General features: G+C 57.6%; 1 protein-coding gene. It reads left to right on the top strand.

Translation table 11 applies throughout. The features are described 5' to 3' along the window. Positions 1–18 precede the first annotated feature (18 nt). Positions 19–8,313, top strand: a complete 8,295-nt coding sequence (locus MWU61_RS19550; protein WP_247130162.1) for an Ig-like domain-containing protein — start codon at positions 19–21, stop codon at positions 8,311–8,313. Positions 8,314–8,382: the final 69 nt, after the last annotated feature.

Below are 8,382 nucleotides of genomic sequence, written 5' to 3'. Positions count from 1 at the left end.
GCCTTAGGAGAATGAGTTATGACGAAGACGATTGATTTTAATGATCTATCTGGTGGTACGATTGTTGATAATGAATACCAGTCTGCGGGTGTGACTATTCAGGCTTGGACGGCTGGTGGTGTTGGTAATCGTGCGATGATTTTTGACACGTCGAACCCGACGGGTGGTGATTACGATCTTGCGACGTCGAACTTGGGCAATGCTTTGATTGTGTCGGAGGATGGCGACAGCCACGATCCGGATGATGCGATTGGCGGGACATTCCGGTTCCGTTTTGCGGATGGCGCTGATCTGAAGTCTTTGACTTTCCTTGATAACGAAGAAGGTGCGACGGTTCGTTTTTACAATGAGCACGGTCAACTGATTGCGACACGTCAGATTCCGACGACGGGTGACAATGGTCAGTATATTGCGACGTTTGATGTTGAAGGCGTTTATACGATGGACGTGCAGCTGCACGGGTCGGGCGCTGTTGATAACCTGGTTTATGATGACATTGGCCCTGATCTGGACGGCACGGTTGAAGGCACGGCTGGCGACGACGTGATTGACGTGAACTACGATGGTGACCCGGATGGTGACCGTGTGGACAATAACGATGCGATTTTGGCGGGCGACGTGGGCGACGACGATTTGATCGTGGCGGGCGCCGGCGATGATCTGGTCAAAGCCGGGAACGGTGATGATCTGGTCTTTGGTGGCACAGGCCGCGACACGCTGATGGGCGAAGACGGTGATGACACGCTGTGTGGTCAGGACGGCGACGATGTGCTGTTTGGCGGCAATGGCGACGACATCCTTGAGGGGATGAACAACAACGATCTGCTTTACGGCGATGCGGGCAACGACGACCTGTATGGGGACGCGGGCACGGACACGCTGTTTGGCGGGTCTGGCGATGACCTTCTGAAGGGTGGTTCTGGCAACGATATTCTCGTTGGCGATGGTGCGGATACTGCAGGCACGACAGAATTCCTGATCGACTGGGATCAGCTTGGATCTGATGGCAACCAGACGCTGACGGTTGATGGTCAGTCTGTGAACGTCAGCGTGGGCACGCCACAAAGTGCGGGCGGCAAAGAATGGTTCGTCGAGAACGGCATGCTCAAAGCATGGGACGTGACAGAACCGACCACAGCGGACATGCACTTTGACACCGAAGTCTCGAACGTATCGTTCACGCTTTTGGACGTGGATGCGCTTGATAAGATCACGATCATGGCGAAGGACGCACAGGGCAACCTTGTTGAGGTCCAGTTCGAAGACACGGGCGTTCACACAGTGAACGGCAACATGATTATTGGGTCCCAGACGAATGCTGCGGGCCCGGGTGCAGATAACAACGGCCAGGATGTTGAAGTGACCATTGCAGGTCCGATCCAGCATCTTTGGATTGTTCTGGATGACGGTCCGGAGCGGGATTATTCCGGCACGGTTGCAGTCACAGACATCACGTTTGAAATCCCTGCGATTGCAGACGGTGTTGACGGCAACGATGTCCTGATGGGCGGCGCAGGTGATGATGTGCTGCTGGGCAATGGCGGCAACGACAATCTTGACGGCGGTATCGGCAACGACACGCTGGAAGGTGGCGACGGCGATGACCGTTTGTTTGGCAACGACGGCGACGACACCCAGTTTGGTGGCGCGGGCAACGACGTATTGGGCGGTGCTGATCGCGGCAACGACGTGTTCTACGGCGGCGACGGCGACGACATGGTTGAAGCCTCTTACGGCAACGACACGATCTACGGCGATGCGGGCAATGATAACCTGTGGGCGTCTGCGGATAACGATCTTGTTTACGGCGGCACAGGCGACGATAGCGTCTACGGTGGCCACGGTCAGGACACGGTTTACGGTGACGCGGGCAATGACACGCTGTCTGGCGGATCAAATGACGACACAGTTTACGGCGGCTCCGGCAACGACGTGATCGAAGGCGACGCGCTGTATAAAGACGATACCGGTGCGGCTGGTAATGACGAACTTTATGGCGGTGCGGGCGACGACACTATCAATGGCGGCGCAGGCGATGACCTGATCTGCGGTGATGATGAAGACGGGGCCACAGGCCGCGTTGATCAGCTGACACTGCAGTGGACCGAAGCTTTGCCAGCGGGCACGGCCCTTGGTGCGACGCAGACGGTTGCGGTTGACGGCATGAACGTCACGATCGGTTTTGCGCAAGAAGACGAAGGCGCGACAGCCGACGTTGAAAACACAGCGATGTATGTGGAAGCGGGCGAAGCGTTTGATCCGAATTCCGGTCTGCACCTGCACGGTCTGGGCGGCGAGGGCGGTGTTGATAACACGTCCACCACGACACTGAGCTTTGCATCAAACGATGTAGCGTATGGCGATGAAGTGCAGGACGTGTCTTTCCGGATCAACGACATTGATAACGGGACCGATGCGGACGACCACATCGATATCGTGACAGTGCGGGCCTATAACGCGGCTGGCGAAGAGATTGCGGTCACGATCACAGCTGAATCGGGTGCGCAGATCATCAACGGCAACACAGTGACGGGTGGTGTTGAGCACACAGATGGCGTGACACCAGCGGCTCAGGCCGGATCGGTTCTGTTTGAAATCGCAGGCCCTGTTGCGCGGATCGAGATTGATTACGACAACGGCGAGACGACAGATCAGCGCGTTGACGTGTCTGACATCAACTTCTTCACAACGGCATCCGAGGGCACATCCGAGGCTGGCAACGACGTTCTGAACGGGGACGCCGGCGATGATGTGATCTACGGCAAAGGTGGTGACGATGTCATCACGGGTGGTGCTGGCGCAGATGAAATCTATGGCGGCGACGACGCGGATACGATCATTGGCGGTGCCGGTGATGTGGTCGACGGCGGTGCAGGCGGCGACGATAACGACGTGCTTGACCTGACGGGTCAGGGGTCCTTCATCCTGACAGGTCCGGACGGCACAGGTAGCCCGGTCCCGGATAGCAACGGCAATGGCCTTGACGGTCAGGTTGTGTTTGTGGACGCCGATGGCAACCCAACAGGCGAGACGATTTCCTTCACCGAAATCGAAGAGATTTTGGGCGATGAGGTCACGAACTTTGACCCTGATGCGCTGGATGATGTTGTTGACGCAACCGAAGACAGTCTGTCCGATCTGGGCAATGTGCTGGACAACGACACGGACGCAAACGCGGGCGACACGCTGACAGTGGGTGCTGTGAACGGGGACGAGACACTTGTCGGGACACCTGTTGAAGGGTCTGACGGCGGCTTGGTCACTATCAATCCGGACGGGACTGCATCCTTTGATCCAAACGGCGACTTTGAAGCGCTTGGTGAGGGTGAAACAGCCACAACAACAGTGACGTACACGGTTGATGACGGCAACGGGGGCACCGATACGGCGACTGTGACGATCACAGTGACAGGTACAAACGACGCGCCAGATGCGACGGCGGATGTTTACACGCAAGATCAAGACGCAGACGGTAGCCCTGCGATTGGCAATGTCATCGGTGACAACACAGGTGCGGGCCAAGACAGCGATCCTGAAGGTGACACGATCCGTGTGACGTCTGTGACGAACGGCACAGACAGCGCCGATATCACAGATCCATTTGGTGCCTTTGGCCAAGGTGTGACTGTTGCGGGCGACAATGGTGGTCTGGTGACGATCAACAACGGTGGCAACATCTACTTTGATGCCAATGGTGAGTTTGACGCATTGGGTGAAGGCGACACAGCCACCACCACAGTGACTTACACACTGACAGACGAGAACGGTGCGACCGATACGGCGACTGTGACGATCACAGTGACTGGCACAAACGATGCGCCAGTGGCTGTGGCCGATACAGGTGACGCGACCGAAGACGGTGTGACCGATCTGGGCAACGTGCTGGGGAATGACACGGACGTTGACGGCGACGACCTGACGGTTGGTGCGGTGAACGGCGATGAGACGCTTGTTGGCACGCCTGTGACTGGCGACAACGGCGGTCTGGTCACGATCAACGCAGACGGCACAGCCAGCTTTGATCCGAATGGTGACTTTGAAGCATTGGGTGAAGGCGAAACAGCCGAGACCACAGTGACTTACACTGTGACGGATCCATCAGGGGCCACATCAACCACAACGGTGACTGTGACAGTGACTGGCGTGAATGATGCGCCAAATGCTGTGGATAGCGCTTATGTGGTCTCGCAGGATGAAACATTCGGCGATGTGGATGCCAATGCGATCACTGACGATACAGGTGCAGGCGCTGACAGCGATCCTGAAGGCGATGATCTGACAGTTGTGCGTGTGGACAACCAGACAGGTAACGTGGGCAACGCGGTTGCGGGCGACAATGGTGGTCTGTTCACTGTGAACGCAGACGGGTCTGTGGACTTTGATGCCAATGGCGAGTTTGACGATCTGGGCGCGGGCGAAGAGGCCACGACAACGATCACATACACCATCGCAGACGAGAACGGTCTGGAAGACACAGCATCGGTGACCTTCACAGTGACCGGATCGAACGACGGTCCTGTGGCCGTGGCGGACGATCTGGCGGCGGGTGAAGATGATCCTGCGGGCGTGGTTGGCAATGTGCTGGATAACGACTCTGATCCGGATGGTGATCCGCTGACGGTTGGTGCGGTGAACGGGGATGAAACCCTTGTTGGCACACCTGTGGACGGCTCTGACGGTGGCTTGGTCACAATCAATCCGGACGGCACGGTCACATTCGATCCGAATGGCGACTTTGATGATCTGGGTGAGGGTGAAGAGGCCACAACAACGGTCACGTACACTGTGACTGATCCATCTGGTGCGACATCCACAGAAACTGTGACGATCACAGTGACTGGCACAAATGACGCGCCAGTGGCTGTGGCTGACACGGACAGCACAGATCAGGACACTGTCATCGATCTGGACAACGTGCTGGGTAACGACAGCGATCCTGAAGGCGATGACCTGACGGTTGGCGCGGTCAACGGTGACGAGACGCTGGTGGGCACACCTGTTGCAGGTGACAACGGCGGTCTGGTGACGATCAACGCAGACGGCACTGCCAGCTTCGATCCAAACGGCGACTTTGATGATCTGGGTGCAGGCGAAACCGCTGACACTACAGTGACCTACACCGTCACGGACGAAAACGGTGCGACAGACAGCACAACAGTGACTGTCACAGTGACCGGCACAAACGACGGCCCAACAGCAGTCGCTGATACGTTTGAGACAAACGAAGACGACGTGACCGATCTGGGTAACGTGCTGGATAACGACAGTGATCCGGATGGTGATCCGCTGACGGTTGGTGCGGTGAACGGGGATGAAACCCTTGTTGGCACACCTGTGGATGGCTCAAACGGCGGTCTGGTCACAATTAACCCAGATGGGTCCATCAGCTTTGATCCAAACGGTGACTTTGATGCGCTGGCTCCGGGTGAAACTGCTGAGACCACTGTCACATACACCGTGACAGACCCATCAGGTGCGACATCCACGGAAACTGTGACCATCACAGTGAACGGTGTGAACGACGGCCCTGATGCGACAGACAACGCCTATGTGGTGTCCTTGACAGAGACTGCAGGCGATGTGGACGGGAACGTCATCACGGGTGACACTGGCAACGGTGTGGACAGCGATCCGGAAGGCGACGATCTGACGGTTGTGGCTGTGGATGGTGATCCGGCAAACGTAGGCAACGTGGTTGCGGGCGACAACGGCGGCACGTTTACGATCAATGCTGACGGGACTGTGGACTTTGACGCAGGCGATGACTTTGACGATCTGGGTCTGGGGGCGACACGCGACACGTCTGTCACCTACACGATCGTTGATGAAAACGGCGCGACAGACACGGCCAACGTGACCTTCACAGTGACCGGCATCAATGACGGGACAGTCCAAGGCACCGATGGCAACGATGTGATCAACCCGAACATTCCTTATGTGGATGCGGATGGTGACATCGTTGATGCCGGCGACGGTATCTTGCCGGGTGACGAAGGCACAGACAACGACGTGATCGAAGGCTTTGGCGGCAATGACGTGATCTCGGCCGGCGCTGGGTCGGATGATGTGTTTGGCGGCGACGGCAACGACACGATCAATGGCAACCAGGGCGACGACAACCTGTTCGGCGGCCAAGGCGAAGACACCATCAACGGTGGTCTTGGCAACGACACCATCAACGGTGGTGCGGACGACGATCAGCTGAACGGCCAGGATGGTGACGACACCATCGCGGGTGGTGCAGGTGATGACATCGTCAACGGCGGTGCAGACGACGACGAGCTGCGCGGTGGGTCAGGCAATGACATCATCGAAGGCTCTGAAGGCGAAGACACCTTGTTCGGTGGCACAGGTGACGACGATCTCTGGGGTGGTCTGGACGACGACACCGTGATCGGCGGCGCGGGCAATGACACTGTGGCCGGTGAAGCTGGCGACGATGAATTGCACGGTGGCCTTGGCGACGACACGTTCTTTGGTGGTGCCGGCAACGATGTGATCACCGACGTTGAGGGCAGCGACACAGTCGATGCAGGCGACGGCGACGACATCATCAACGTGGGCTCCACCCAAGGGGATGAAGCGCCAGACGTGGGTTATCCGGAGCAGCCATCTGCAACGATCCCGGGTCTTGTGTTCCCGGGCTATGATGCGGACGAGGATCCAAACGACGACAAAGACTTTGTCGACGGCGGGGCTGGCAACGACATCATCAACACAGGTGATGACGACGACAGCATCATCGGTGGATCCGGCAACGACACGATCAACGCAGGCTTTGACGACGATACCGTTGACGGCGGCACAGGCGATGACTTCATCGAAGGTGGCGAAGGCAACGACGTGATCGAAGGCGGTGCGGGCGACGACACCATCTACGGTGGTCTCGAAGATCCACTGGCCGATGCGGTCAGCTTCCCGGATGACGAACCGGACGCCGCGGGCTTCCAGGACCTTGTTCCTGAAAACAACGGGGACACGATCTTTGGCGGTGATGGCAACGATACGATCTTCGGCCAAGACGACGATGACACGCTGTTTGGTGGCGCTGGCAACGACGTGCTGGACGGCGGCGTGGACGACGACGTGCTCGACGGTGGCGACGGCGACGATGTTCTGATCGGTGGTCAGGGCAACGACAGCATCGATGGCGGAACTGGCGAAGACACCATCGACGGTGGGATCGGCGACGATACAATCTTTGGTGGCGCTGACATTGACTTCATTGACGGCGGCGACGGCGACGATACGATCTTTGGTGGCGAGGGGTCTGATGTCCTCGCTGGCGGTGACGGCGACGACGTTATCAATGGTGGACCGGCAGGTGATATTGCCTTTGGTGATGATATCTTCGGCGGCGCTGGCAATGACACGATTACCGGCAGCGACGGAGGCAACGGGATCGATGGCGGAGACGGTGATGACACTATCTTTGCTGGCGATGTAGTCGGAGACGTGATCGAAGGTGGAGCAGGGTCTGACCTTATTTACAGCGGCAGTGGCACCGACGTTCTGTTTGGCGGGACCGGCTCTGACACATTCTACGGCGGTAACGGCGGTGATGTGGTCACGGGTGGCGAAGACGCTGATGGTCAGGACATCGATGTCCTCGACCTGACGGGGTCCAACGTCGACCGGATCGATTATGTGGATGGCGACCCAGAGGCAGGTACGGTGACGTTCCTCGACGGGTCCACGATGACCTTCTCGGAAATCGAAAACGTCATCCCGTGCTTCACACCGGGGACATTGATCGCGACACCAAAAGGCGAGCGTCTGGTCGAAGAGCTGCAAGTTGGCGACCGGATCATCACCCGCGACAATGGCATCCAGGAAATCGCATGGATGGGCCACAAGCCGATGTCAGGCCAGCAGCTGGTGCAAAACCCGCACCTGCAGCCTGTTCTGATCAAGGCGGGTGCGCTTGGCCACGGTCTGCCGGAACGTGATATGATGGTGTCACCAAACCACCGCGTGCTTGTGTCGTCAGACAAAACGCAGCTGTACTTCGAAGAAAGCGAAGTGCTGGCAGCAGCCAAGCACATGGTCGGGGCGGAAGGCATCCACACGGTCAACGTGATGCAGACCACCTACGTGCACTTCATGTTCGAGCGGCACGAAGTGGTGCTGTCAAACGGAGCATGGACGGAAAGCTTCCAGCCGGGTGACTATTCCTTGAAGGGCATCGGTAACAGCCAGCGGAACGAAATCTTCGATCTCTTCCCTGAACTGCAGTCCAAAACCGGCCTGGAAAACTACCAGTCAGCACGCAAAGCGCTCAAAAAACACGAAGCAAAACTCCTGCTCAAATAAGCGCAAAAACGCAAAAAACAAAAACAACGCCCGCTGGATACAAAAAACCAGCGGGCATTGGCACGTGGG

Source organism: Loktanella sp. F6476L, assembly GCF_023015725.1.
Lineage (GTDB): Bacteria > Pseudomonadota > Alphaproteobacteria > Rhodobacterales > Rhodobacteraceae > Yoonia.
The sequence above is the reverse complement of the archived record's forward strand: the minus strand, read 5'-3'. Positions and strand labels throughout refer to the sequence as shown.